The organism is Kitasatospora sp. Root107, assembly GCF_001424875.1.
In the GTDB taxonomy this organism is placed as follows: Bacteria; Actinomycetota; Actinomycetes; order Streptomycetales; family Streptomycetaceae; genus Kitasatospora.
In genome coordinates, this window is sequence record NZ_LMCT01000039.1 from 1 (window position 1) to 25,101 (window position 25,101).

A 25,101-nucleotide genomic window follows, 5' to 3' on the forward strand; every position below is an offset into this window, starting at 1 on the left:
AACTCCGCGGGACCGGACCGCCGCCGTCTACCGGCCGGGTCAGTGCTGCCAGACGCGCACGTAGTCGACCTGCATGTCGGCGGGGGCCAGGACGGGGCCGCCGTAGGAGCCGACCGCGTTGTTGAGGATCAGGAACTGGGGCGCGGAGGTGATGCCGGTGGTGACCTGACCGACCTTCACGCCGTCGTAGTAGTACGTGACCGAGCCCGGCTGCCAGTCGGCACCGTAGGTGTGCCAGCCGGTGTAGTTGCCCGCGGCGCAGCCGCCGGGGCCACCGGAGGGCGAGTGGAAGTGGTAGCAGGCCCGGCCGCTCAGACCCTCCATCACGTCCATCTCACCGTCGTCCGGCCAGCGCTGGCCGTCGGTCCAGAAGGCCGGCCAGTTGGCGATCTGCGTACCGGAGGCCGGCAGGTAGATCCGTGACTCGACCATGCCGTAGCTGAACTCGAAGCCGCCGGAGGTCCGTCCGTCGTGCGGGTTCGTGGACACCAGGCCGGAGGTGTACTCCTTGGTGGCCGTGATGTGCTTCGAGGTGCAGGTGTTGGGCTGTTTGGCGGCGGTCAGATGCAGGCTGCCACTGCTGACGAGGGCGTTCTTCGCGGAGTAGCACTGGAGCTCGCCGGGCTGTACGGATCCGGAGATGCCGTCCCAGTTGGACGGGACCTGCCCGCCGTCGCCGTACCAGCCGGGAACCCACTTGGAGCTGTCGAGCGAGCCGCTGCTGAACTCGTCCGAGAAGATCTTGCGCCAGCTGCCGGAGACGCCGAGCGGGTCGGTCGAAGCGGTGGGCGTCGCGGTCGGGGTGGGTGAAGCGGTCGCCGTCGGCGAAGCGGTGGGGGAGGCCGTCGCGGTCGGCGAAGCGGTGGGCGTCGCCGTCGGGGTGGGCGAAGCGGTGGGGGAGGCCGTCGCGGTGGGCGAAGCAGTGGGCGAGGCGGTCGCCGTCGGCGGGGCCGTCGCGGCCCCCGCGGTGAAGGTGCCGAGCGGGGCCAGGCTGTGCCAGCGGTTGTTGCTCTTGTACGCCACGAAGTACGTGTACCTGCCCGCCGGGAAGGTCCGGCTCTTCGGCGTGAACGTACGCTCCGCCGACGTCAGCGTGGCCGGAATCGCCCCCTGGAAGTCGTAGTTGCTCCCGTCGGCCGAACGGACCGCGATGGTCAGGTTCTGCACCGAGATCTGGCGGGTGGAGTGCAGCTTGGCGGTGGCCGTGACCGGGGCGTCGGCACCGGGAGCGGTCGGCGTGATCGACAGCGAGTCGACCACCACCGGCTCGGTCTTGTTGGCCGGGGCCGCCCAGGCGGCCGCGCCGGTCCCGGTGGCGGCGAGCGCGAGTCCGATGGTGGCGAGCCGGCGGACGCCGGACGTGCTGCGGCGATGCTTCGAATGCTTGGGCATACGTGGGAGACCTTTCGTTCCCCCCAGGCTGGATCGCCAGCAGCCTGAATGAGAGAAGGTCCGCGCGCAAGCCCGGTGCCGTGGCCGAAGCCGCGGCATCGATCGTGCACATGCTCAAAACTCCTGGTGGGATGGGGCCTGCGGAGGCGGTCGCCGACCACCTGTGATATGTGGCACAGGCGCCGGTCCGGCCGCCGGTCAGCGCCGGTTGCCCGCCGCGATCGCCCGGCTGATCCGCCGGGACGCGAAGCCGGTACCGCAGACGAAGCGCATCAGCGGCCCGAACGTGTTGGCGGCGGACAGCCCGGTGAAGTAGAGCCCCGGCACGGAGGACTCGAAGCTGCTGGACAGCCGCGGCGCGCCCGCGTTCCGCCGCGCCACCGCCCGGCGCAGTCCGGGGTCCAGGTAGTCGAGCCGCTCGACGTCCACCCGGTACCCGGTGGCGGCGAGCACCTGGTCGACCTCCAGGACATCGGTCGGCCCGCGCAGGCGGAGCCGGACTCGGCCCCCGGCCGCCTCGGCCGAGGCCACCTCGTGACCGGTGAGCACCGGGAACCGGCCCTGCATCCGGTCCTGCAGCCACCAGCCGCCCGACGGTCCGAGCACGGTCCGGACCAGATGCGCCCTGGTCCGGTCCGGCAGGTACCGGAAGGCCCCGGTGGCACGGCTGAACGCGGTGAACGACCACCCGGGCCCCAGCGGAGAGGCCGGCTTCGCCAGCCGCTCCGGCCACGGGCGTTCGCCGCCCCGGTCGGTCTCGGGCGGGCTGCCGAAGAGCAGCTGCCGCGTCCTCGCCACCAGGATCGGCTGGGCACCCGCCTCGTGCATCAGCGTGGCGCTCTCCAGCGCGGACTGCCCGGCACCGATCACCGCAACCCGCTGGCCGGCGAACTTCCGCAGGTCCGCGTGCTCCGAGGTGTGCGAGGCCAGGCCCGCCCCGACCAGCGGCCACAGCTCGGCGGGGACGGTCGCGTACGGCGGGAAGCCGCCGGCCAGCACCGCGGTACGGGCGGTGAACGCCTCACCGGTGTCCAGCGCGAGGCGGTAGCCGTCCGGTGTGGGCGTGATCCGGACCACGGCGGCACGCTCCACCTCGGGCACGCACCGGCCCTGGAACCACTCGCCGTAGCGGATGAACTCGTCGAGCGGAACCGCGTAGCGATCACCCACCCAGGCCAGGCCTTCGGCGGCCCGGAAGTCGTTCAGGGTGAGGCGGCCCGCGGGATCCGAGATCGCGGATGCCCGTGGTGTGGACTTCAGGAACATCCCCGCGGGCATGCGCGTTCGCCAACTGCCCATCGGCACGCCGAAGACGCGCACCGGCACGCCCAGGGCCTTCAGATGGGCCGCGACGGACAGGCCGTACGGGCCGGCACCGACTATCGCGACGGGTACTGCGGTGGACGTGATCATGTCGAGCCTCCAAGGGGGACGAAGCGTCCGGCCATCCGGTGTCGTGCCTGGCGGGCCACCCGCCGGGCTCCCTCGCCGGTCGCCCTCAGTGCTGCCAGACCTCGACCCAGTCGACCTGCAGGCGGGCGGAGTTGACGTGGTCCGGTGGCAACTGCTGGTATCCCACCGCGAGATTGAGGATCAGCTGCATCTCGGTGTCCGGGATCAGGGCCGGGTCGGTCACCCGGAAGTGCGGCACACCGTCGACGTACCAGGTGATGCTCTCCGGCTGCCAGTCCATCGCGAAGACGTGGTAGTCGGCGGCGAAGTCGGCCGGGCCGACCTGGTGGTGGACGGACCCGTCACTCTGGTAGTTGGCGCCGTAGTGCAGGTTCATGTCGACGTACTCGTTGGTGTTGATGAACTCGGCCACGTCCAGCTCCTGGGGATCGACCCGGGAGTCGAGAACCGCCAGCCAGAAGGCGGGGAACATGCCTTTGTCGTCGGTCGGGATCCGGATCGAGGCGGCGAGGTAGCCGTAGGTGAACGTCCGGTGCGGGCGGTCGTCCGCGGTGTCCCGGCCGGTGCTGACCATGCCGGACACCCACGGGTAGGTCTCGCCGTCGCTGCCCTTGACGGTCTTCCGCTCGGCCGTGAGCGAGAGCGCGCCGCCCGAGACCTCGACCTGGCCCGGCAGGTACCACTCCTTCTCGGGGTTGCCGGGGTTGGTGCATCCGTGCTGGTTCCAGTCGTAGCAGGTGGCCCACTTGTCGCGGTCGAGAGCCGTCCCGGAGAAGTCGTCCTGGAACACCAGGTGCCACGGGCCGGTGGCGGCGGGCGAGTGTCCGCCCGGGCTGCTTCCGCTCGGGGAGCCGTCTCTGCTCGGGGAGGTCAGCGGGGCGAGCGACGGCCGGGCCGTGGGGTCGTCGCCTCCGGACGCGGTCCCGCAGGCCGTCGAGAAGGCCAGCAGGCCGACTGCCCCGAGGAGGCCGACACGCCGGCTGTGACTCCTGCGCAGCCCCCGCGCGGCCGTCCGGACGCGTTCCCGGGGGCCTTCGGCCGGCCGAATACGGATCCGGTGGCCGCGCGGGACGAGCGCCAGCACGGTGGTGAGAGCGGCGAGCGTGACCAGGACCCTTCCGACGGTGAACTCGTGGCTCAGGAAGAACGCCTCGGCCACCAGTGCCGAGATCGTCACACTCAGCGCCAGCGCCAGCACGCCCGCCGCCAGCCGGTCCGGAAAGCTCGTCGCACGCGTCGGCACGGGCCTTGCCAGCAGCATCGCCGCCGTTCCCGGGCAGCTCAACAGGAAGGCTGCGGTCAGGGCGACCCGCAGCGGGCCGTCGGGACCGAACTGGGCGGCCAGCAGGGCGACCCAGCCGGAGAGCGCGAGAACCAGACGCAGGGAGAGACGCGGCGAGCTGGTCATGGGCTTGCACTCCCTCCGCTCGGACCCGGTTGGGGCACCGACGGGATGTAGCGGTAGACGGCCGCGTCGTGGTTGCTGAAGACGAGCGTGAAGGCCGGCGAGCCGCTGACGGCCGCCGACACCCGCTGGACCGTGTCGGCGGGCAGCAGGCCGGTCAGCCGGAGGTCGGCCGCCTGGGCCCTGTTCAGGATGAGGTAGGAGGGGGCGGCCAGGGCCGGGTTCGCCATCCTGTCCTGGACCTCGGCCAGCGGATCCTTGACCAGCGCGCGTTGGTCGTCGCCCGGGGCAAGGGTCATCACCACCCGGTGGTACTGGTCGTAGAACCGCTGACCACCCGGCACGGTGCCGGAGACGGACATGATCCGCGAGCCGAGCGGTGCCGTGTCTTTGAGGTACTTCACCGCGGCGACCTCCTGGGTGGTGAAGTAGTTCATGTTCTCCTTGGTGTAGTAACCGCAGAACATTCCGCCGAGCAGGGCGAGCATCGCCACCACGACCGTCGTCCGCCTGATGCGCCCGCTCCGCTCGCCGGGCAGCAGCGCGGCGGCGGCCAGGAGGGCGGCGGCCGGGAGCATGAAGAGGTAGGCCCGAAGGACCATCTCTCCGCCGTAGTTGTTGCCGATCAGCACCGGCAGCGGGGCGAAGAGGGTCAGCGGCAGACCGCTCCGGCGCAGCGACCGGTGCCGGATCAGCGCGTAGCCCGCCAGCAGCAGCATCGTCCCGGTGGTCGCCCAGGCCAGGTACGACACCACGACCTGCTCGTGGTCGATCACGCCGAGCTTGACGGCGGCGGCCGGCCGGACGTTCTGGTCGCCTGCGGAGAGCCCGGCGATCAGGTCGTTCACGTTCCGGGCGATGTACGAGCGGGCGACGGTGTCGTCCCACGCGAACGTCATCGCCACGGCCGCGCCGAGCACCGGCAGCACGACCCGTCGGTTGGCGCGGCGCAGCGAGAGCATCGCCAGCGTGCTGATCAGCATCAGCGGGGTCAGCGGGTGCGACGTGACGATTCCGGCCATCAGCACCAGCAGCAGCACGAACGGCGCCGGCCGCCAACCGCCCCGGCGCGGGGCTTCGAGCACCCAGGACATCGCCTGGGCCGCGGGGGCCGCGTCCGCGCGCGGAGCATCGGCGGCACCGACGATGCTCCGGGTGACCGACAGCTGACGCATCACCAGCGCGAGCACCAGGACGTACAGCAGATAGGCGAAGGCCTGCGGGGCGAAGTAGTCCTGGCCGACCCAGGAGGTCGCGTAGTAGAGCCAGATGCCGCCCCAGACCAGCCGCTGGTTCCGGGTGACGGTTCGGAAGAGCATCAGCAGCGGGCCCAGCAGCAGCAGGTTGGCCAGCACCGGGTACCAGACCGCGTAGCCCAGCGCCGAGTGCAGGCCGGTCGCCTTGAGCAGCAGAGCGTTGAGCTGGAAGAACCCGGGCCAGTGGTTGTAGATGTCCAGGTCGCCCGCGTCCGGCACGGCGCCGTTGTGCCTGATCATGGCGTCGACGACCACCACGTGCTTCCAGGCCCACGAGTACCGCAGCGTGGGGTAGGCGAGGCTCGGCGTCGCGTGGACCATCGCGATCAGGCCCAGCACGTAGGCGGCCGCCCAGCGCTGCCGGAACCGCGGGGCGGACCACACGCGGGCGAAGCCGATGGTGAGCACGACCACCGCGGCCCAGTACAGCGGGGGAAGCGCCTGGAAGAGTCCGAGGGAGCCCATCCGGTCGAGTCGCACATTGCGCAGGGCCAGCAGCCAGAGCAGCAGCGCGGTGGGCAGCGCCGCCCGGACGAGCCACCCCGTCCAGCCGCTCGTGCCCGGGAGCCCGGCGCGGGAGCGGTCGACCAGGAGGGCCAGTCGCCCGGCCGTCGGTCTGGTGTCGTGCTCCAGCGAATCAGTCACCGTCATGGCTTTCCTGCCGATTGATCACTCTTGGCCTGCCGGTCGCTCAGTCCTTGGGCGGCCCGCCGACCGGGCTGCCGAGCGCCTCGCGCAGGCGGCGGTGGGCGTCTCGTCCCTTCGTCCAATCGTCGAACACGCGTGGCGGCGTGTCGCGGCGGACCATCAGCCGGGAGCCGTCAGTGGTCATGTCCGTCACTTCGTTCCACGGACCGCAGCCAGTGGCGCAGGACGACCAGCAGCGGGACGACGAGCACGCATTGGGCGGTGAGCCAGGCCAGACCGACTCCGACCAGGCCGTACCGGGGCAGCAGCACCGCGACCAGTCCGATGGTCAGCACGGCGTTCGCCAACCGCACCCCGACCATCCATGGCAGCGACCGGCGAACCCGGGCGACCTGGATGACCACGTTCGGCACCACGATCGGCACGGCGGACAGCGCCAGCAGCCGCAGCACCGTGGTGCCGTTCTCGACGTACTCGGGCCCGAACAGGCGGAGGATCCAGGGTGCGGCGACCACCACCAGCGCGGCCGCCACGGTGGTGAGCAGCGCCGTGTGGCGCAGCATGTGCCGGGCGTGTTCGGCGAGCCGCTTCGGGTCTCTCGAGCCCTCGACGACCAGCGAGTGGCCCATGCTGAACACCGCGACATAGAGCGTGGAGGCGATGACGAAGGCCAGGGAGAAGTAGGCGCTGCCTTTCGCGCCGAGCTGGTTCAGCACCATCAGCGGCACCACGCTGTAGGTGGCGAAGCTGAACAGGGTGCCCAGGTAGTCGGCGGTCGCCCAGCGCAGCACCCGTTCGGGTGGCCGCTCCTGGGGCGGAGCGGTCGCCTGGTGGGCCGGGACCGCCCGGCGGAACAGCACCACGTTGGCCAGCAGGATCGACAGCAGCATCGCCGCCGCCCAGGCGACCAGGATGCCCATGGTCACCGCGAGGGCGGCGCACATCGCCAGCAGCACGGCCTTCGCCACGGCGAAGACGGTGTTCTCACCGAGTACCCAGCCGGTGTGGCGGGTACCGGTGAGCGCCCCGTCCTGGAGGACGAAGATCGAGTAGCCCGCGGTGGCGACGACGAACGAGACCGCCAGCACCGGACCTCGCAGGAATCGCAGGTCGGGCGCGACCACCGGGATCAGCAGCAGGAAGGTCACGGCGGCAAGGGAGCTGCAACCTGCGCTGATCACGTAGCAGCGCAGTACCAGGCGCCGGGTGTGCCGTCCGGCGGCCGGGACGAACCGCACGAGGGCGTCGCCGAGGTTGAGGCTGCCGAGCGTGGACAGGAAGGTGGCCGCCGACAGCGCGGCGTAACTGCGTCCGACGTCCTCGACGCTGTAATGGCGGGTGGTCGCCGTCCTTCCTGCCCTGGCACCGTAGGTTCCTGCTCCAGTTCGAGCAGGCACTACGAGCGAACTGACCGCCAGCATGTGGCCGTTGCGGAAGAGCGGTTCCCTGCGGGTGACGGTGTCGGCCGCTCTGAGCCGGGCCTTCAGCAGCGTGAGGTAGGAACACTCGCAGGGGAGCTCCACCGGGCAGGAGCACGGCTGCCTGGGTGCCGGTCGAAGCTTGGAGAGCGCGGACACGTGGGAGGACATCACGGCCTCGTCGGGATTTCGGCCTGGCGTTGCAGCCGGACACTGCGGAGGTAGCAGAACGGTCCGTACAGGAGGCCGAGCAGCTCCAGCCGTCTCAGCCGTCCCATCGACCCGTCCCGGGGGCCGGCGGCCCCGCCGGCCCGGTGCAGCGTCTGCCGGATGCCGCGCGGCACGCGCCGGACGAGCGACCAGCTGCGCGACGTGAAGCCCTTGGAGTATCCGCTGTACCGCTCCAGTACGAGCTGCGCCTCGGTCTCCAGCTCGGCCGGCAGGACCTGCCCGGTGACACAGCCCACGCGGTCGTCGGACCGGAATCCGTCGACCAGCGCCGGCACCCAGTCCGGGTCGAGGATGAGATCGTCGTCGGCGAAGGCGCAGATCTCGCCGCGCGCTTCGGCCACCTGGGCGGGTGCCGTCGGCCGGAAGATCGTCTCTGACATGGCGGTCAACCTCCGGCCCGGACGTGGCGTTGCTGCCAGAGGGTGTACAGGTAGCAGAACGGGCCGTACAGCAGGCCTCGGCGCTCCAGCCGCCTGAGGCCGCGCAGGGTGTCCCCGTCGACCGGCCCCGGCCGGGCGCCGAACCGGTGGCTGGTGTGCCACCGCCACAGGCCGTACGGCAGTCGCCGGACGAGTTTGACCAGCAGGCTCGGCTGACGGGACACCGCGGCGGCCAGGTAGGCACCGAACCCGACCCCGAAACCGCGCACCTGGATGGCGAGCGCCTCCATGGTCCGCCGGTGGCGGTGCCAGACGATCGCGTCCGGCTGGTAGGCGACGGTGTGCCCCGAGGTCAGCACCTGCTGGAAGGACAGCAGATCCTCCCCGCCGCGCGACGGGGTGCCGGTGCCGGTCGCCGGGTCGAATCCGCCGAGGGCACGGAGCACGTCCGTGCGGAACGCCATGTTTGCCCCCATCCCGAACCGGCCGACCGAGAACTGGGCGAGCGGGTCGTCCAGGGGCGCCCGGAGCGACCAGCTCTGGGCGGCGAAGCCCCTGCTGGGCCCGCTGTACTCCTCCAGGACGAACTGCGCCTCGGTTTCCAGCTCGGCCGGGAGGACCAGGCCGGTGACGCAGGCGATCCGGTCGTCCGACCGGAACGCCTCCACCAGGGCGTCCACCCAGCGGGAGTCGGCGATGGCGTCGTCGTCCGTGAAGGCGCAGATCGCACCGCGGGCGATCGAGAGGCCGCGGTTGCGGGCCCGAGCCAGACCCGGCAGGGGCTCTCGCACGTACCGGACCCGGTCCCCGTAGCGCGAGCGGACCAGTACCTCGGTGGCGTCGCTCGTGGGGGCGTTGTCCACCACGATCACCTCGGCCCCGGGATAGTCGGTCCGTACGACGGAGTCCAGGCAGCGCGGCAACATCGCGTCCCTGTCCCGGGTGCAGACGATCACGGAGACCGTCGGCGGGCCCGCGGGCACCCGGGCGCGGTCGACCTGACCGGGACGCGCCACGGGTGTCGTGCTGGGCAGGGCGGGAACACGCAGTTCCCGGTGAGCGGCGTCGACCAGCGCTCGGCGCAGCGTGGCACTGTCGCCTGCTGTTCCGGTGGCGGTGACCAATCCGAGCGGGTGTCCGTGCAGTCGCACCAACGCCAACACACGGCCGACCGGGGCGGTGGTGCCGAGACCACCGGGCGAGCGCAGCTCGCTCGGTTCGTCCAGGTCCAGTTCGACGACGCAGACGGGGGCGTAGAACGAGTCGCGGGCGGCAGGGCGCCGGCGGGCAGCTGCGGTGCGCTGGTCGGAGCCATTCATCATCGCTCCTCCGCGGGGGCGGGCAGCGCGTGCGCTCCTCCGGCCTCGATCTCGAAGATCTCGAAGCCGGAGGAGCGCAGGTTGAGCGCGTCCAGGAAGGAGCGGTGGATGACCTCGTCCACGCAGCGCGGGATCTGCTCGAAAACCCACGGGATGTCGCGGGCCTCGCTCTGCGCGGGGACGACCAGGCTGACGCTGTGCCTGCTGGCGACACCGTCCCCGGCCCGGCGGTGTGGGTGGCCGTCGCCGTCAGGCGCCTGCTGCGGGTACGGAAGGACGTTGGGGTGCAGGGTGGTGCTCATCGAGGGCGGCCTCTCGGAGGGGGAGGCGGCGGGCGGCGCCGCAGGGCGGCGCGGGCCCCTGGTGTGGCGGGGCGGGCCCGGTGCGAGACTCAGGAGCGGGGGCGAGGCCCCGGAAGAAGTCCCGGAACGGGACCTGAACTGCGAGAGCGGCTGTGGCGGCCGATGAGGGGTGCGCGCCGCCGGGCTCTCGAGGCGCCGAAGCGCCGGTCTGTCGAACTGGCCGAATGTGCTTCCCACACGTGCGTGCGGGGTGTGCCAGGGCTTCATCGTGCCCAGGTACGCACGGGTACGTCAAGGGGTTTTGTCCGGATAGTTCCCTTTCTGGGGATCCGGTGAGGGCGGGCCTCGGCTCTCGACGGGCAGGACCTCGACCGGCCGGCCCTCCGGCTCCTCGGCGATCCGCCAGGCTGTCTCGGCCGGCCGCACCGGGCGTTCCTGCGGCTCTGGGTGCGAAGCCAACCGAGCGGCAGGCTGACCCCGTTGACCGTCCCAGCCGGATGCGGTCCTACCCCTCCGACATGACGGACGCCGAGTGGGCGGCCGTGCGCGACCGTCCGCCCGTGCCCGCTTGGGTGAACGGCAAGGGCGAGCAGCCGGAGGGCTACTGCACCGGCAGATGATCGACGCGATCCGCTACCTGTTCGCGGGCGGAATCACCTGGCGGGCCATGCCGGCCGCCTTTCCCGCCTGGGACCGGGTCTACGCGTTCTTCCGGCGCTGGCGGGAGCCGACCGCGTCGGTGCCGGCCGCCTTACGGGGCTTCGACGGCAACAAGAGGATCAACGGGCGCAAGCGGCACGTCATCGTGGACACGCTCGGCCTGCTGCTGACGGTGCTGGTCACCTCGGTCGACCGCGACGCCGCCTGCGGCATGCTGGACCGGCTCCGCACCCGCTACCGGAAGATCACGCTGGTGCGGGCCGACGGCGGCTACACCGGCCGCCTGGTCGACTGGGTGAAGGAAAACTCCAGCTCACCCTGGAAATCGTCAAACGCAGCGACCGCCAGGCCGGGTTCATGGTGCTGCCCGTGTCATCCCGGACGAACGCGCCGACCCGACTCTTCCTCGACGCCACGGAGTTCACGCCTGACCAGCGGAACCAACCGATCACATCCGGCGCTGGCTCGGCGCCCGCTGCCCACGCCTGGCATCCGACCCCGACCCCGACCACGGCACCTGGACCTGGCCCGCCACCGCGCGTACGTCCACCAGGACCTCACCCCGCCCTCGACCGCATCCCGCTGGACGACCTCGCCTACGAGGACATCGATGCCTGTGCGCGCGCCCAACTCGCCGTCGACAGAGGAGCGGTGACGGTCCACCAGATCATCGCCGGTCTCTCCAGCGCCTTGGGTGCGGCCGTCATCTGCCACCGCCTCGACCACAACCCGCTTCCTGGTCTACGCGCGCGAGCACGACCCGCTGTTCGCCCGACTCGTCATCAACACCGTTATGCGCAAAGGCGAAGCGCTTGGTCTGAACTGGGACGATGTCCACGTCGACCAGGGCGTCCTGTTCGTCCGCTACACCCTCTCCATCGTCCTGACCGAACCCAAGACCGATCGACGCAGTGCCCAGACAGCGCACCGGGCCGGTCCGCAGCAGGCCGCCCTTGCCCTGTCCAGTTGCCCACCACCCGCACCGGAACAGGTCAGATCCCCACCTGACGAGAGCATCGCGCCGACGATCACAGCCAGCCGCAGGAGAGACACCGTGTTCGGCAGTCGTTGCGGTCGTGGACGGCTTCGGCGAGGGCGGCCAACAGGGAGGCCTGCGGATGGGGGACGGGTGTGCGAGCCGTCGACATGCCCGGGGTTCCGTCCACCGTTCACCCTCCTGCGCGTTGCCCCTGGTCACGCGCGGCGTGTTCCGGCCCGCGCCCGGGCTGGAGACTACCTTCCCTTCGAACACCGCAAAATCTGTGCTGGCCAGAGTAGACATTGCTGCGGGGCGTGGTTAGTGTTTCTCTCGTAGTCAGCAGTCAGCGGTACCCGCCAGACACGAACTGGCGGGAGCAGTACAGGAAGTCGCAGATCGGCGCGGTTGTGGGGTTCTGAAGCCAGGGTTGGTGCAGGACGGCGACAGGACCGGCGGCCGGGCCAGGTGGCCCGCAGTGATCAGGGGCTGCCGACAAGCGGTACCGCGGTAAGTGCAGGTGAAGTCGATTCGCAGTCACCAGAGGTTGCGGTACGCAAGGTCTCAGCAAAGGCGCCGGACTGCGGGCGCGCGTGCTGGGAAGGTCCGGGCAGCGGGGTTCCAAGCCGAGCGGTTGAGCGGGACTGGCGACGGGGCTGGCTGACGGATCAGAGGGTGGGCCGGTACGGCCACCTCAGCAGGACAGGCAGTTCGCAGTACCGAAGTTCCAGCAGTTCGCAGGTTGTCAGTGACGCAGAGGAAGAACGGAGGGCGCAAGCGCCATCAGGATCGCCCGGCCCGTGAGGTTGAGCAGTTTCGTCCGGGCGGACACCGCAGACCCCCCAGCTACGAAGGACGGTGGTTTCCGGTCACGCATACGCGATCCCCGCACGCCCCATCCCCCGGGGCGGTGCGGAAACAGAGGACCGGCTCAGGCCGGTAGATGGTGTTGTTCCCCTTCGGGGCCCCGGAGCCGCAATGGCGCCGGGGCCCCTCGACGCGTTCCACCCCAGGTAAGAGAAAGAGGTGCAGTGGCCACGACCACCAACCGGCCCCACATCCCCAGCACTCCCGACGCCGTCAGCTCCTTCGACGATGACGACTACCCCGCCTACACCATGGGCCGCGCCGCCGAGATGACCGGCACCACCGCCGGCTTCCTACGTTCCCTCGGCGACCAGGGCCTCATCACCCCACTGCGCTCCGAGGGCGGCCACCGCCGCTTCTCCCGCTACCAACTACGCATCGCCATGCGCGCCCGCGACCTCGTCGACCAGGGCACGCCCATCGACGCCGCCTGCCGCATCATCATCCTCGAAGACCAACTCGAAGAAGCCCTGCGCATCAACGAACAGCTCCGCCGGCCCGGCAACGACCCGCAGACCGCCGCCGACACCTGACCTGGAGGCCATTCTCCGGCGTTCGACACGCATCCGTCCGACGCAACCGTGAGAAGGCCCGCAGGAGTCGGCAGTCCTGGGGCAGAGCACGGGGTGTCCCCCCGACGGGTTCCGGAGTACTGGACCTGCGGTCCTATGCGGCTAGCAGGCCGATGGCGTGGCCGTCGTGGTCGATGACCGGCCATGCATCGAGGCCGCGGGCGCGCATGGCGGCGACCGCGTGGGCTGCGGGCATGTCGGCGGTGGCGAACGGGGCCCGGTCGTGGAGGATGTCGCGGACCGGGGTGCGCTCCGTGTACCAGGAGCGGGCCTGGAACGGTGCGAGGTGCAGACGGGTCAGCAGGCCGGCGCAGCGGCCGTCCTCGTCACGGACCAGGAGGTGGTCGGCCCCGGAGCTGAGCAGGATGTCCATCGCTGTGTCGGCCGTGGCGTCGTCGCTGATCTGCAGTTCGGGGCGGTTCATGAGGTCGCCGACCGTGGCGCCGGCGGTGGTGGTCGGGCGTTCGAGGGCGATGCTCACGGGCGGGTTCCTTCGTGTCGGCCCCGTTGCGGACGGCAGTGCTCCGGTCTGCGGGGCGGGCGGCGTAAGCCTGGGGCGCGGGTGCGGTCGCCACGAGATGTGGCACTTGCCTCGGGGTGGTCGTGCCCAGCTCCGCGCGGGCGGAGCTGGGCACGCATGTCGACTACGCGGCGAGGGCGACGCGGCTGCGTGCCTGGCGGCTGCCGGCGGTCTGGGTGCTGCGGCCGGTGCCGGGGCGACGGCTGCGGCCGGTGGAGGCGCTGCGCCGCGGGCGCTCGACGACGGGGGCGGCGATCACGGTGGGGATGCCGGTGGGCACCCGGGCGCCGGTGATCCGGGCCAGTTCCTCGTCGGTGGAGTGGACCCGGACGGAGGAGGCCGGAGTGATGGCCGCCGTGGTCATCATGCGGGCCATCTCGCGGCGCTGGTTGGGCAGCACCAGGGTGACGACGGTGCCGGACTCGCCGGCGCGGGCGGTGCGGCCGGCCCGGTGGAGGTAGTCCTTGTGGTCGTTCGGCGGGTCCAGGTTGACCACCAGGTCGAGCCCGTCGACGTGGATGCCCCGGGCGGCGACGTTGGTGGCGATCAGCGCGGTCACCTGGCCGTTGCGGAACTGCTCCAGCGTGCGGGTGCGCTCCGGCTGGGACTTGCCACCGTGCAGGGCCGCGGCCTTCACCCCGTTCGCGAGCAGGTCCTGGACCAGGCGGTCCGCGCCGTGCTTGGTGTCGATGAACATGATCACTCCGCCGTCGCGGGAGGCGATGTGGGCGATCGTGGCGCCCTTGTCGGCGTGCTGGACCTGGAGCACGTGGTGCTCCATCGTGCTGACCGCCCCGGCGGACGGGTCCACCGAGTGGGTGACCGGGTCCTTGAGGAAGGTCCGCACCAGGCGGTCGACGTTGCGGTCCAGGGTGGCGGAGAACAGCATCGTCTGGCAGCCCTCGGCGACCTGCTGGAGGAGCTCGGTGACCTGCGGCAGGAAGCCCATGTCGGCCATCTGGTCGGCCTCGTCGAGCACGGTGATGCCGACGCCGTCCAGCTGGCAGTCGCCGCGCTGGATCAGGTCCTTGAGCCGGCCGGGGGTGGCGACGACGATCTCGGCGCCACGGTTGAGCGCCTGCGCCTGGCGTCCGATCGACATCCCGCCGACCACGGCCGTCATCCGCAGCCGCACAGCGTGGGCGTACGGCGTGAGCGCCTCGGTGACCTGCTGGGCCAGCTCACGGGTCGGGACCAGCACCAGCGCGAGCGGGCGGCGCGGTTCGGCGCGCTGTCCGGCGGTGCGGGCCAGCACGGCGAGACCGAACGCGATGGTCTTGCCGGAACCGGTGCGGCCCCGGCCCAGCACGTCGCGGCCGGCCAGCGAGTTCGGCAGCGTGGCGGCCTGGATCGGGAACGGCGAGGTGACGCCCTGGCGGGTCAGCACCGACAGCAGCGCCTTCGGCATGTCCAGCTCCTCGAAGGACTCGACGGCCGGCAGCGCCGGGGTGGTGCTCACCGGCATCGCGAACTCGCCCTGCTGGGACGAGCCCTGACGGCCGCTTCGGCCGGACGAACGCCCGCCCCCGACCGGCCGCTCGCCGTAGAAGGAGCTGCCGCCGGAGCGGGACCTGGAGCCGGCGCCGCCACCGGAACGGGAGGAGGAGGAACGGGAGTTGGCGTTCTGATAGGAGGAGCGACTGGAGTTGTTCATGGGAAACCTTCCTGGGCGGCACGTCACGACGCGGCTCCGCAGCGCGAGGCGCCGGCGGAGCCCGCGGGGAAACGGGCCGAAAAGTATGACGGGCGGAGCGTGGACGGTAGAACCGTGCGGCACGTCACCTGTGGTCAACGCTCACCGCAAGGGGCGGGAGCGCAGAACCTCGAACCGTGGAAAGTCACGGCAGGGCGCCGATCCGGACGCGGCGCTGAGCGGCTCGCGCGGGGATGGCTGCCGGTGGCGGAGCCAAGGGGGCCTCAACGGCCAGGGGTTGATCGTGGAGCAATGCCGAGAGGCCCGCACCGGGCATGTACGCGGTGCGGGCCCCTCGCTGCCAGGCGGGTGCCGAGGCAGAAAAACTACAGCGGACGAATGTTCTCGGCCTGCGGGCCCTTCTGGCCCTGCGTGACGTCGAACTCGACCTTCTGGCCCTCGAGCAGCTCACGGAAGCCGTTGGCGTTGATGTTCGAGTAGTGGGCGAACACGTCAGGACCGCCGCCCTCCTGCTCGATGAAGCCGAAGCCCTTTTCCGCGTTGAACCACTTCACAGTGCCATTAGCCATAAAGAAATCTCCTTCAAGGGGCTGTCCGAAACCCGCACAGTGCGGACTCCGAGTCGCCGCGATGAGCACCCACCCGGGAAAAGAGCCGGGAAACAAAAATGCGCCTGCGATACATCAGCAGGCGCACACAAAGTTCATGGGAACCACTACTGCAACTAAGGAGACGATAGCAGGCCGCAGCCTGCAGCGGTGGGAAATTTTGCCCCGGGGACGCAGGATCCCCGCATTGAGCGCAAGGGGCCGGTCGCAGGCGGAACGCCAACGACCCGTGCCTGCCGTGTAGTTGGCGACCTCACCGCCGACTCGGGCCGCCGGAATCGGCGGTGAGGGGTGCGACGCGGCTGCCGCATGCGCTGTGGTCCGGGCGCCACCCCTGTGCGCGGGGGCGGTGCGTCGGCCCACTGCCCGAAACGGCAGGTAAGGGTCGTTATCTCTGGGCCGGCGGGATTCGGACCATTCGGACGGGGTCGGTTTTGTGCTTTTCGCTGCATACTGGAGTGGATGACGAAACCAGTAGTACGGCGCCACCTGCCCACCAGCCCTTTCAAAGTCCGTGCTGAAGCACCGCGCAAGCGGTTCGCGGTGGGCGACAGGGTCACGCACGACCGGTACGGCCTCGGCCGGGCCATCGGGGTCGAGGCGGACAGTGATATCGCGGTCCTCGTTGACTTCGGGTCACAGCAGCGACGGATCACCCAGCCGTACACCGCACTGTTCAAGCTCTGACGAGGTTGCCCTTCGGTGCCGCGGCACTCGTTCCCGGACGGGTGCTCAGCGGTGCTGCCACCGACGACGAAGGTCGGCGATCTCCCCTCCAGATGCTCCAGATGAGCGAGGAGCGCCCGGGCATCCGCTGGCACAACCTGCCCGAGCCGCTGCTCTTCGCGGCGCTCCACCATGCCTGGTCAGCGGGGTCAGATGTCCGCGCTGCCCAGGACGAGGCAGGGAGGGATTCGGAAGGACCTTCAGCCCCACACGGACCTCCGAGCACATGCCTGCGCCATCGGAGCCTGCACTGCCCGGACCGCCTAGGCGCGTCCCGCACATCCCACTGAGACGGCCCTGCGCGAATCAGTCAGCCCCTCGGTGCAGGGCGGCTGTCACGTCTGCGGTCGCTGTGCCCTAATCTATGCGGCATGTCGAACCCTGACAGGCTGCTCGTCGACATCGCCGCGATGGTGGAGTCCGAGCACAGCAACCAGATGTCCTTGACCGTGGTGGTCCCCGGAGCGGTGATCACGGGCCGGCTCGCGCCGGTGACCCTGTGGCTGGAGCGAGTGGCGGAAGTCCTCGAAGCCTCAGAGCACTTGAAGCCGTTCGCCGCCTTGTTCACCAGGCCCTCCACCGGCCAGTCGGCGCGGCCCACCCATCTGCACCTGCACCGGGCACAGATCCTGCAGGGCGACTTCGGGCTGCCCCACACCGGAGGCATGTACCGCATCGCCATTGAGGACATCAGCAGCTGGACGATCGGAGACCTCAGCTACTCCGAGGTCTGACCCAGCGCGCCGTCCATCCGGCGTCCGCCCGCCAGGCCCTGTCTTCTCGATCATGTGCGGAGCCAGAGAAGGCTGCGATGGTGACGGTTCCCAGGTCTCGATGTCCCTGCAGGGTCGGGTCAACCCGAGCACCAAGGAGGCCGTCGCTGTCTTCTTCCACGTGGGCAGCTTCGGACTGCCGGAGCGGGTGGCACTGCCATCACCCGGCAGCGACGCCCGCCTCCCAGGCCACGGTTCTCGCTCGGTCCGGTTCGGACGGGCGGTAGCGCCCGGCCGAGGTCAGCCTGCCCCTGCCGTCGGCGGTCCGCGCCGAGCTGGCCACCCTGCTGCACCGGCCGGGGACGCGCCGGAGCAGCTGCCCGGCACCGTCGGGGGCCTGCCCGGCGGGCGGCGGTCACCTATCGGCCAGTGCGGCCAGAGGCCGTGGTCGAGATGGCCGTGGACCAGAACGTATTGGAGTTCGGCCGGCACCGGCACCGGCCGCGCGTGCTCCGCGTCCGAGCTGAATTACTCCCTCAACGGCCAGAGCGAGTAGGGGTGTTCGGCTGTGCCGGTGCCGCCGGAGGTGACAGGCAGGGGTGGTCGCGACCGGCGGGGGTGCTGGTCAGGGAGGAGGCGAGCGGTGGCGCATGTCCGCCAACGTCGCCCGACTCGCCGTCATCCCGTGACCCGCGTGCAGGAGCGTGCCACCGCCGTCCTCTGTGGAACCAAGTCACGTTCGCCTGCATCAGATCCCTGGGTTTTCGCGGTGTGGGCTTGAGGAGGGGGTGCGATGCGTTTCGTGGTCGATCGGTGGGTCGCGGTGGTCGTCTGTGCGGTGTTTCTGCCGCTGGCTGCCTGCGCTGGCCCGCAGAGCGGTGGGTCGCAGGGGCCGCAGGCGGGGGAGGCGGTCCCGATGAATGATGCTGTGCTGTCCCGTGCGGCGGACGAGGTCGACCGCTTGGCGCGCGAGCGGTACACACGCTGGTACTCGGGGATGGTGCTGGATCACAGGTCGCGCACCATGACTGTCTACCGTAAGCCCGGCAGCGATTTCGATGATGCGGTCCGTGCGCGTGTCACTGGTGTGAGCGTGGATCTGCGGCGGGCGGACTTCTCCGACGAGGAGATGCTCGCGCTGGTGCAGAGGGTCATCGCTGACACGTCGTATTGGCGGGATCGCGGGATCGTGGTGGCGGGCGGGGGGCCGCTCACGGACGGGTCGGGTGTGAGGGTGATGACGGCCGCTGGGGACCCGGGTGAGGCGGCTCGTCTGTCGGAGCGCTACGGCAGCAGGGTGGTCGTGGAACGTGGCGCCCCCGCTGCGGTGACCGGGGGGCTAGGCCGTGTCTGACAAATAATTAGCGGTCTGCTGGTCTTGGGCGACCGATATTGGCCTTGTTGTGATGGTGGGAGCCAGCGATGCGGTGCCGGTGCCAGGGCAGAGGAAGAGAAAGCGTCAGCAGCAGGACGATTCGCGGCGGGCTGCCGCTCGCTTCGCGCCCGACGCGGGCCGTTGGGAGGTGCTCTTCGAGACCCAGGACGAGTCGGCGTGGCACGCTCACGTCCGCCGTCTCCGAGCGACGGACAGGCAGATCGACTGGACGACGGTACGGATGGACACGTTCTGTGGGCGCCTGATCCAGCCGACCACCTACCGGCTGAGCATCTTCGTGCCGGCCTCCGTGCCCGATCAGGGCCAGGACTCCGCCCATAATTGATCTTGTGGCTGGCAGAGGTGAGCTGACGGATGCGGCATGGGAACGAATAGCGCCCCTGCTGCCGCAGGTGGACGGGCGTGGCCGTCCGTGGCGTGATCACCGGCAGGTGGTCAACGGGGTGCTGTGCGCGGCTTCGGACCGGGGCTCCGTGGCGTGATCTCCCTGAGCGGTACGGGCCGTGGCAGACGGTCTACGAGCGGTTCGCCCGCTGGGAGGCGGACGGCACGTGGGCGAGACTGCTGGAGCACGTCCAGGTCCGCGACGACGCGGTGGGCCGGGTGGAATGGACCGTCTCGATCGACTCCACGATCAACCGCGCCAACCAGCACGCGGCCGGCGCCCGCAAAAGGGGACGCAGACGGGGACGAACTGGAAGATCCGGGCAGCTCGCAGGCGCGCCAGGCCCTCGGCCGGTCCCGAGGCGGGTTGACCACCAAGGTCCACCTCGCCGTCGACGGCCGGGGCCTGCCGCTGTCCATCGTGCTCACGCCCGGCAACGTCAACGACGCCACCACGTTCGTCCAGGTCCTCGACGGGATCCGCATCCCGCGCGCCACGACGGGCCGGCCGCGCACGACACCGGATCGCGTGCTGGGCGACAAGGCGTACTCCAGCAGAGCGATCCGTCACCTGCTACGGCGCCGGGGCGTCGTCGCCACGATCCCCGAACGCTGAGACCAAGCCGCCAACCGCCGACGGCGCGGGACCCTCGGCGGTCGGCCACCTGTCTTCGACCGGACTGCCTACCGCGAGCGCAACGTGGTCGAACGATGCTTCTCCCGCTTGAAACAGTTCCGCGCGATCGCCACCAGATTCGACAAACTCGCCGACCGCTACCGCGCCGGACTCGTCCTGGCCTCCCTGATCCGCTGGCTCCGCGAACCGGCCAGGTGATCATTTGTCAGACACGGCCTCTAGTGGCGCTCCAGCCATTCCAAGATCGCCCGGTTCGTTTCTTCCGGCTTCTCCTGCTGGATCCAGTGGCCGCAGTCCAGACTGACCACGTCCACACCGGGCACGAACTCCGCCAGATTCTCGGACCTGCGGACCGTGTCCCGGTCGCCGTAGATCATGAGCGCGGGCTGCCGGACGATCGGGTCCACGTCCGCCAGCAAGCGCCAGTTGCGGTCGAGGTTCCGGTACCAGTTCACACTGCCCGTGAACCCTGTCGACTCGAAGGCGGAGACGAAGACGGCCAGTTCGCTGTCGCTCATCACCGGCTCGCCGAGCGGCTTCTCGGCCCTGGCGAGATCGATCAGCGCCATACCCGGCCGGGGCTCCGCGGGGGGCTCGTTCTTCCGGTAGATGTTGCGAAGGAACTGGAAGGTGTTCTCGTCGAACACGGCGTCCGCGACGCCCGGCTGCCGATTGAAGTGGACGAAGTAGAAGTCGCCGCCGAGCACCTCGTCCATGGCCTCGATCCAGGGCTTCTCTCCGCGTTCCTGGTAGGGCAGGCTCAGGTTGACCACCGTGTTCACCCGGTTCGGGTGCAGCAGGGCCAGCCCCCAGACGACCATGGCACCCCAGTCGTGACCGACGAAGGTGGCGTCCTCGTACCCGTAGTGATCGAGAAGTGCGACGAGATCGCCCGTGAGGTGGGCAAGGTCGTAGTCCGTCACTTCGGCCGGGCGGGAAGAATTTCCGTACCCCCGCTGGTTCGGGACGATGACGTGGTAGCCCGCCGCGACGAGGGCTGGCACCTGGTGGCGCCAGGAGAAGGCGTGCTCCGGCCAGCCGTGGCAGAGCACAACGGGCCTTCCGGCATTCTGTCGGCCTGCTTCGAAGACTTCGAGTTCCACGCCGTTGACCGGGACAAGGGTGGGCTCGGGGAAATCAGCTGGATCGAACATGGGATTTCTTCCTCATCTATTCGGGCTTCAGGCATCGGGCTGGTCGAGCGGAGAAGTCCCGACGACGGCGACGGTGCAGCCCCGACAGGCCGGGAGCCGACACGGTCGCGGGTGGTTCGACTCGCCGGTGCGGCCATGTCGCCATCCTGCCCACCGAAACCGGTCATCCCATGACCGGTTTTGTGTGGAAGTGTTGCCGGCGTGCGAACCGACCGGCTGGTGGCCGTCCTCCTCCTGCTGCAACGGCGCGAGCGCGTGACGGCGGCGGAGGTCGCCCGCGAGTTGGAGGTCTCCGAGCGCACCGCCCGCCGCGACCTCGACGCCCTGGCCATGGCCGGGGTCCCCGTGTACTCCGTGCAGGGCCGGGGCGGCGGCTGGCGCCTCGTCGGCGGCGCCCGAACCGACCTGTCCGGGTTGACCGCGGGTGAGGCCCGCGCGCTGTTCCTGGTCGCCGGCCCGGCCTCGGCCGCGACGCCGACCGTGAAAGCGGCGCTGCGCAAGCTCGTCCACGCCCTGCCGGAGCCCTTCCGCATCCAGGCCGAGGCGGCGGCGTCGTCGCTGGTCCTGGACCCGCAGCGCTGGGGGACGAGCCGGATCGAGCACCGGCCGCCCCGTCTCCTCGACGAACTCCAGGACGCGGTGATCCGCGGCGTCCAGGTGCGACTCGGCTACGTCGACGGCAAGGGCGCCGGAACCGAGCGAACCGTCCACCCGCTGGGCATCGTCGCCAAAGGTCCGTCGTGGTACCTCGTCGCCGGCACCGAGGCCGGCCGGCGGACCTTCCGGATCGACCGCGTGTCCTCCGCCGAACCCACCGGCGATCCCGTGGACCGGCCCGAGGACTTCGACCTCGCCGAGAGCTGGCGTGAGATCGCCGACCAGGTCGACCGCAGGCGCATGCCCCTGGAGATCCAGGCGGTGTGCACGCCCCACGGAATCGGCCTGCTCCGGATGGCCTTGGGCCCTCGGCTGGATGTGGGGGGTCCCACCGCCGACGGCCGCATCGAGGTCGCGGTCCGCGGTTACGACGAGTACACGCTGGCCGGTGAACTCTCCGGGCTGGTCGAATGGTTGGAGGTGACCGGCCCTCCGGGTGTGCGGGACCACCTGGCCTCGATCGGCAACGCGCTCGTCGAACGGTACGGCTGAGCGGTACGGCCGTGCCCCTGCTGAGGCACCGGCCGGAGCGCGGCACCGGCTAGGGCGGGTCTAACAATTCGCGGCGGATCAGCGCGCGACGTTGAGCGCCCGGCTGGGCGCACCGAGAATTGTCAGACACGGCCTAGGCCCCGTGCTGGTGTCGCCGACGGCGGCTTGATCCTGTCGGGACGGGCAGAGGCCGGCCCCGACAGGATCAAGTCCACGCGTTGCGGCCGGTGGTCAGAAGTGCACACCGAGCGTTGCGATCTGCCAGGTCACGTCGGGGTAGAACCACCGCCACGAGCACTTGCGGTTGTTGCTTGTGGGAACGCCGGTAGCTTTAGCAGCTGTACAGACCCCTGGACAGGGTCGGGCGCCGGGTTGCCGGCCCGGGCCCGACCCTGTGTTGGTTCAGCTCTTGCCGGTCAGTCGCCAGACCTGGTTCTTCTTGGTGGCCAGGGCACTGGCGGAGTCACAGGTCCACTGGTGGACCAGTGCTCCGACGGCGGTGGAGATCTCGCTGACGTCCACGCACTTGCCGCTGTGCACCGCGACGAGCTGGTAGTCGTTGGCGGCGGCCTGCCGCAGCGTGAACTGCTGGTTCGTGCCGCCGTGGCAGGTCCACTGGTGGACCGCCGCGTCGTCGGCGGTGGAGATGCCGCGGATGTCGAGGCACTTGCCGCTGTAGTGGTTCACCAGGAAGTAGGTGTCCGCCACCCCTGGCACCGGGTGGAAGTCGAACCGCTGTTCCTCACCGGTGCCGCAGGTGTACTGCCGGTACTGAGTGCCGTCGGCGGTGCTCCGGTTGGGGTCGTCCAGGCAGTAGCCGCTGTGCTGGGCGACGGCGGTTGACGAGAAGGTGGGCTGGCCGGAGGTGAACTGCCACCAGTTCATATTGAACAGGTACCCGCTGCCACCGGCGAAGCGCAGGTACAGATCGTGGGTCCCGGTCGCACCGGTAACAGGGCAGGAGACCGTGCTCCAGGTCTGCCAGCCTCCGGTGCCCGACACCGTGCAGGTCCCGACCGTTGGCCCAGTAGGACTGTCCAGGTGCAGCTCGACTCGGCCACCGCTGGTGCCCGATGCCACCCTGGCGGTGAACGAGCCGGCACCGGCGCCGAATGCTGCGCCCTTGACCTTGACGTAATCGCCGTTCTCAATCCAGCTGACGTTCATCCCGCCCTCGCTGGAGGGTTCGGTTTCGATGCCGCTGCCCCACGCGATGGTCTCGGCTTCCTGGCGGACATAAGGATCGAGCGTGCCGGCCTGCGGCGCCCCGGCCGTCGTCATATTGAACGTTGGAATGGTGCCGTCGGCGTTGTAGCTGAACTTCTCCACCGCGACCGACCGGGTGAAGCCGCCGCCGCCCGGCAGAGCGCCGTTGTGGTAGAAGAAGTACGAGCCGCCGTTGAAGTCGATGATGCCGGCGTGGTTGGTGAAGCTGCTGCCCTCCGAGGGCATGATGGTGCCGCGATACGTCCACGGTCCGGTCGGGCCGGGCGAGGTGGAGTAGCCGATGAACTCGGAGCAGCATTTCGCCGCATACACCATGTAGTACAGGCCGTTGCGCTTGTAGAACCACGGGCCTTCCTCGTACAGGGTGGGCCGGCTCGCATCTCCCGTACGGGTGCCGAACCCCGCGGTGGTCAGCGGTATCTGCGTCGGGCTGCCGGAGTACGAGATCATGTCGGCGTTGAGCCGCACGTACCAAAGATTCGGGTTGCCGTAATACAGGTAGGCCTGCCCGTCGTCGTCGATGAAGACGGTCGGATCGATCTCACTGTTCTCCACCAGCGGGTGGCCGAGGGCGTCCCGGAACGGGCCGGTGGGGCTGTCCGACACCGCCACGCCGATGGCGAATTGGCCGGTCGCCCGGACCGACACCGGCACGTACCAGTAGAACTTGCCGCCCCGTTCGACGGCCTGGCCCGCCCACGCGTTGGCGCCCGCCCAGCTGAAGGTGTTCAGGCTGAGCGGTGAGCCGTGGTCGGTCCAGTTGACCATGTCGGCGGAGGACCACACCCGCCAGTCCTTCATCACGAAGGAGGAGGAGCCGTCCTCGTCGTGCCCGGTGTACAGGTAGACCCGGCCGTTGTAGACGAGCGGTGCCGGGTCGGCGGTGTAAATGTGTTGCACGATCGGGTTGTCTGCCCGGGCTGCGGCCGGAAGAAATGCCATCAGACAGAGAAGGCTTATCGTCAAGGCGAGGACGCGTTTCGACCACCGCTGAAGTGTGAATGTCACTGTTTTTGATTCCCTTGTTCGGTTGGGATGCGAAGGGGGACCGCCAGAAGCCGGACCTCTAGCGCTGCAGTGTCAGCAAGCCCGGCCGGTACGGCAGGAGGCCGTATTCCATGCCGTCGGTGCTGGGGTCGCGCCCCTGGTAGAGGAACTGCAGGTTGCAAGGGTCGATGGTCTTGGTCTGGTCGGGGTTGGTGCGAACCAGGTCGCCGTGGCTGATGTCGTTGGTCCAGGTGGCGCCGCTGTTGGCCTTGCCGGCGAAGGGGTTGCTCAGGGTGTCGGCCTGCGGTGTCCAGGTGCCGTCGAGGCTGGTGGCCGTGAACGAGCGGAAGTAACGACCACTCCCTGTGTAGTTCTGGGCCTCGACGATCATGAGGTACTGGTTCTGGCCCTGGACCTTGTAGACCTCCGGCGCCTCGAACAGGTTGAGCGGCGTGTCGCTCATGATCTTCGTGTACGACGAACCGAAGCTGCCCGGGAAGTTGCCGATGGGCATGCTGGCGCGGTAGATGCCGCCGCGGTCGTCGGCGAAGAACAGGTACATGTTCGTGTCGTCGGCGATGAGGGTCTGGTCGATGGGGGCCCCAGGGGCGGGGAGGGTGCCCGTGAACAGCTGCTGCTGCGCGGACCAGCCGTTGGGGTCGGCGGGGTCGCTCGAGGTGCGGTAGGAGAAGGGGTCTGGCCAACCCCCCCACTGGTAGGCGAGCACCCAGAGGTTCTTCGGGGCGAAGTAGAACAGCGTCGGCGCGATGGCACCGAAGGACATTCTGTTCTGGGTGGCCGACGCCATGTCGGACCAGTCTGTGAAGGGGCTGAAGGCCGTCGATTCCCAGGCCCCCTGGTCACCGGTGAGGGTGTTGTGCGTCGTGGCATAGACGATGTGCTTGCCGTTGTGGACGACGTTGGTGAAGTCCTTGAGCGAGGCCCACCCCGCGCTCGGGGTTGCCAGCGGGCCGGTCGATGTCCAGTGGTACGTCGACGGCAGCGTGCAGGTGCCGGTGCCCCCGTCCACCTTGACGAGTTGCCATTGCTGGTTGGTGCCGCCCCAGTCGCTGTACTGCACGACGTTGGCGCCGTCGTTGGTGGCCG

General features: G+C 69.9%; 23 protein-coding genes and 1 pseudogene. 9 read left to right on the plus strand and 15 right to left on the minus strand.

Annotated features, from left to right (window positions below):
* Window positions 1-39: 39 nt before the first annotated feature.
* The 6 genes from ASC99_RS27505 to ASC99_RS42300 form a co-directional block, all read right to left on the minus strand.
* Window positions 40-1,392: a family 16 glycosylhydrolase gene (locus tag ASC99_RS27505; protein ID WP_057237009.1), complete on the minus strand. Its 1,353-nt coding sequence runs from the start codon at window positions 1,390-1,392 to the stop codon at window positions 40-42.
* A 198-nt stretch (window positions 1,393-1,590) separates the two neighbouring features.
* Complete coding sequence (locus ASC99_RS27510; RefSeq protein ID WP_057237011.1) at window positions 1,591-2,805, minus strand: FAD-dependent oxidoreductase; 1,215 nt, start codon at window positions 2,803-2,805, stop codon at window positions 1,591-1,593.
* A gap of 85 nt (window positions 2,806-2,890) precedes the next feature.
* On the minus strand, window positions 2,891-4,213 hold the full coding sequence (locus ASC99_RS27515) for a glycoside hydrolase family 16 protein (protein WP_057237013.1): 1,323 nt from the start codon (window positions 4,211-4,213) through the stop codon (window positions 2,891-2,893).
* On the minus strand, window positions 4,210-6,117 hold the full coding sequence (locus ASC99_RS27520; RefSeq protein WP_057237015.1) for a hypothetical protein: 1,908 nt from the start codon (window positions 6,115-6,117) through the stop codon (window positions 4,210-4,212). Before ASC99_RS27520 ends, ASC99_RS27515 begins: the two co-directional genes overlap by 4 nt.
* 40 nt (window positions 6,118-6,157) lie before the next feature.
* Window positions 6,158-6,298, minus strand: a complete 141-nt coding sequence (locus ASC99_RS38980; protein WP_157531788.1) for a hypothetical protein — start codon at window positions 6,296-6,298, stop codon at window positions 6,158-6,160.
* Window positions 6,288-7,058 carry a lipopolysaccharide biosynthesis protein gene (locus tag ASC99_RS42300; RefSeq protein ID WP_369825180.1) on the minus strand — a complete coding sequence of 257 codons (771 nt, stop codon included), beginning with the start codon at window positions 7,056-7,058 and terminating at the stop codon, window positions 6,288-6,290. Before ASC99_RS42300 ends, ASC99_RS38980 begins: the two co-directional genes overlap by 11 nt.
* A gap of 410 nt (window positions 7,059-7,468) precedes the next feature.
* Here ASC99_RS42300 and ASC99_RS42305 point away from each other — a divergent pair, with 410 nt between their 5' ends.
* Complete coding sequence (locus ASC99_RS42305) at window positions 7,469-7,525, plus strand: tyrosinase family protein (protein WP_369825181.1); 57 nt, start codon at window positions 7,469-7,471, stop codon at window positions 7,523-7,525.
* A gap of 177 nt (window positions 7,526-7,702) precedes the next feature.
* Here ASC99_RS42305 and ASC99_RS27530 read toward each other — a convergent pair whose 3' ends face one another.
* From ASC99_RS27530 to ASC99_RS39860, 3 genes are read right to left on the minus strand one after another with little or no spacing between them, the layout of a single operon-like run.
* Window positions 7,703-8,143 carry a glycosyltransferase family A protein gene (locus ASC99_RS27530; RefSeq protein ID WP_057237019.1) on the minus strand — a complete coding sequence of 147 codons (441 nt, stop codon included), beginning with the start codon at window positions 8,141-8,143 and terminating at the stop codon, window positions 7,703-7,705.
* Between the two features lie 5 nt (window positions 8,144-8,148).
* Window positions 8,149-9,462 (minus strand): glycosyltransferase family 2 protein, encoded by a 1,314-nt coding sequence (locus ASC99_RS27535; RefSeq protein WP_057237021.1) that lies wholly within the window; start codon window positions 9,460-9,462, stop codon window positions 8,149-8,151.
* A complete protein-coding gene (locus ASC99_RS39860) occupies window positions 9,462-9,764 on the minus strand; it encodes a hypothetical protein (protein ID WP_057237023.1) in 303 nt (100 codons plus the stop codon). Before ASC99_RS39860 ends, ASC99_RS27535 begins: the two co-directional genes overlap by 1 nt.
* A 616-nt stretch (window positions 9,765-10,380) precedes the next feature.
* On the opposite strand from ASC99_RS39860, the gene ASC99_RS41245 reads away from it, so the two are divergent.
* Together ASC99_RS41245 and ASC99_RS27550 are read left to right on the plus strand one after the other, a co-directional pair.
* Window positions 10,381-11,079 (plus strand): IS5/IS1182 family transposase, encoded by a 699-nt coding sequence (locus ASC99_RS41245; RefSeq protein ID WP_057237025.1) that lies wholly within the window; start codon window positions 10,381-10,383, stop codon window positions 11,077-11,079.
* Between the two features lie 1,439 nt (window positions 11,080-12,518).
* The gene (locus ASC99_RS27550) at window positions 12,519-12,800 is read left to right on the plus strand and encodes a MerR family transcriptional regulator (protein ID WP_082598686.1); all 282 of its coding nucleotides are present in this window, start codon (window positions 12,519-12,521) and stop codon (window positions 12,798-12,800) included.
* A 133-nt stretch (window positions 12,801-12,933) separates the two neighbouring features.
* On the opposite strand, the gene ASC99_RS27555 is transcribed toward ASC99_RS27550, so the two are convergent.
* From ASC99_RS27555 to ASC99_RS27565, 3 genes are all read right to left on the minus strand, one after another.
* Complete coding sequence (locus tag ASC99_RS27555; protein ID WP_057237029.1) at window positions 12,934-13,320, minus strand: HPP family protein; 387 nt, start codon at window positions 13,318-13,320, stop codon at window positions 12,934-12,936.
* A gap of 163 nt (window positions 13,321-13,483) precedes the next feature.
* Window positions 13,484-15,013: a DEAD/DEAH box helicase gene (locus tag ASC99_RS27560; RefSeq protein WP_057237031.1), complete on the minus strand. Its 1,530-nt coding sequence runs from the start codon at window positions 15,011-15,013 to the stop codon at window positions 13,484-13,486.
* Window positions 15,014-15,378: 365 nt separating this feature from the next.
* Window positions 15,379-15,582 carry a cold-shock protein gene (locus ASC99_RS27565; RefSeq protein ID WP_030918248.1) on the minus strand — a complete coding sequence of 68 codons (204 nt, stop codon included), beginning with the start codon at window positions 15,580-15,582 and terminating at the stop codon, window positions 15,379-15,381.
* Between the two features lie 501 nt (window positions 15,583-16,083).
* On the opposite strand from ASC99_RS27565, the gene ASC99_RS27570 reads away from it, so the two are divergent.
* From ASC99_RS27570 to ASC99_RS37810, 5 genes and pseudogenes are all read left to right on the plus strand, one after another.
* Entirely contained in the window at window positions 16,084-16,308 is a 225-nt protein-coding gene (locus tag ASC99_RS27570) for a hypothetical protein (RefSeq protein ID WP_057237033.1), read from the plus strand.
* 410 nt (window positions 16,309-16,718) lie between these two features.
* Complete coding sequence (locus tag ASC99_RS27575; protein WP_057237035.1) at window positions 16,719-17,081, plus strand: hypothetical protein; 363 nt, start codon at window positions 16,719-16,721, stop codon at window positions 17,079-17,081.
* A 772-nt stretch (window positions 17,082-17,853) separates the two neighbouring features.
* Window positions 17,854-18,414 (plus strand): hypothetical protein, encoded by a 561-nt coding sequence (locus tag ASC99_RS27580; protein WP_057237037.1) that lies wholly within the window; start codon window positions 17,854-17,856, stop codon window positions 18,412-18,414.
* Window positions 18,415-18,466: 52 nt separating this feature from the next.
* The gene (locus ASC99_RS27585) at window positions 18,467-18,781 is read left to right on the plus strand and encodes a hypothetical protein (protein WP_057237045.1); all 315 of its coding nucleotides are present in this window, start codon (window positions 18,467-18,469) and stop codon (window positions 18,779-18,781) included.
* A 4-nt stretch (window positions 18,782-18,785) separates the two neighbouring features.
* Window positions 18,786-19,675, plus strand: a pseudogene (locus ASC99_RS37810) (IS5 family transposase).
* Between the two features lie 20 nt (window positions 19,676-19,695).
* On the opposite strand, the gene ASC99_RS27595 reads toward ASC99_RS37810, so the two are convergent.
* Window positions 19,696-20,631, minus strand: coding sequence for an alpha/beta fold hydrolase (locus tag ASC99_RS27595; RefSeq protein ID WP_057237039.1), 936 nt, complete (start codon window positions 20,629-20,631; stop codon window positions 19,696-19,698).
* Between the two features lie 201 nt (window positions 20,632-20,832).
* Here ASC99_RS27595 and ASC99_RS27600 point away from each other — a divergent pair, with 201 nt between their 5' ends.
* A complete protein-coding gene (locus tag ASC99_RS27600; protein ID WP_057237041.1) occupies window positions 20,833-21,780 on the plus strand; it encodes a YafY family protein in 948 nt (315 codons plus the stop codon).
* Between the two features lie 402 nt (window positions 21,781-22,182).
* On the opposite strand, the gene ASC99_RS27605 is transcribed toward ASC99_RS27600, so the two are convergent.
* Window positions 22,183-23,907 (minus strand): family 43 glycosylhydrolase, encoded by a 1,725-nt coding sequence (locus ASC99_RS27605; protein ID WP_235583152.1) that lies wholly within the window; start codon window positions 23,905-23,907, stop codon window positions 22,183-22,185.
* Between the two features lie 166 nt (window positions 23,908-24,073).
* Window positions 24,074-25,101 (minus strand): non-reducing end alpha-L-arabinofuranosidase family hydrolase (locus tag ASC99_RS27610; RefSeq protein ID WP_057237043.1); only part of this gene is annotated, 1,028 nt, incomplete at its 5' end.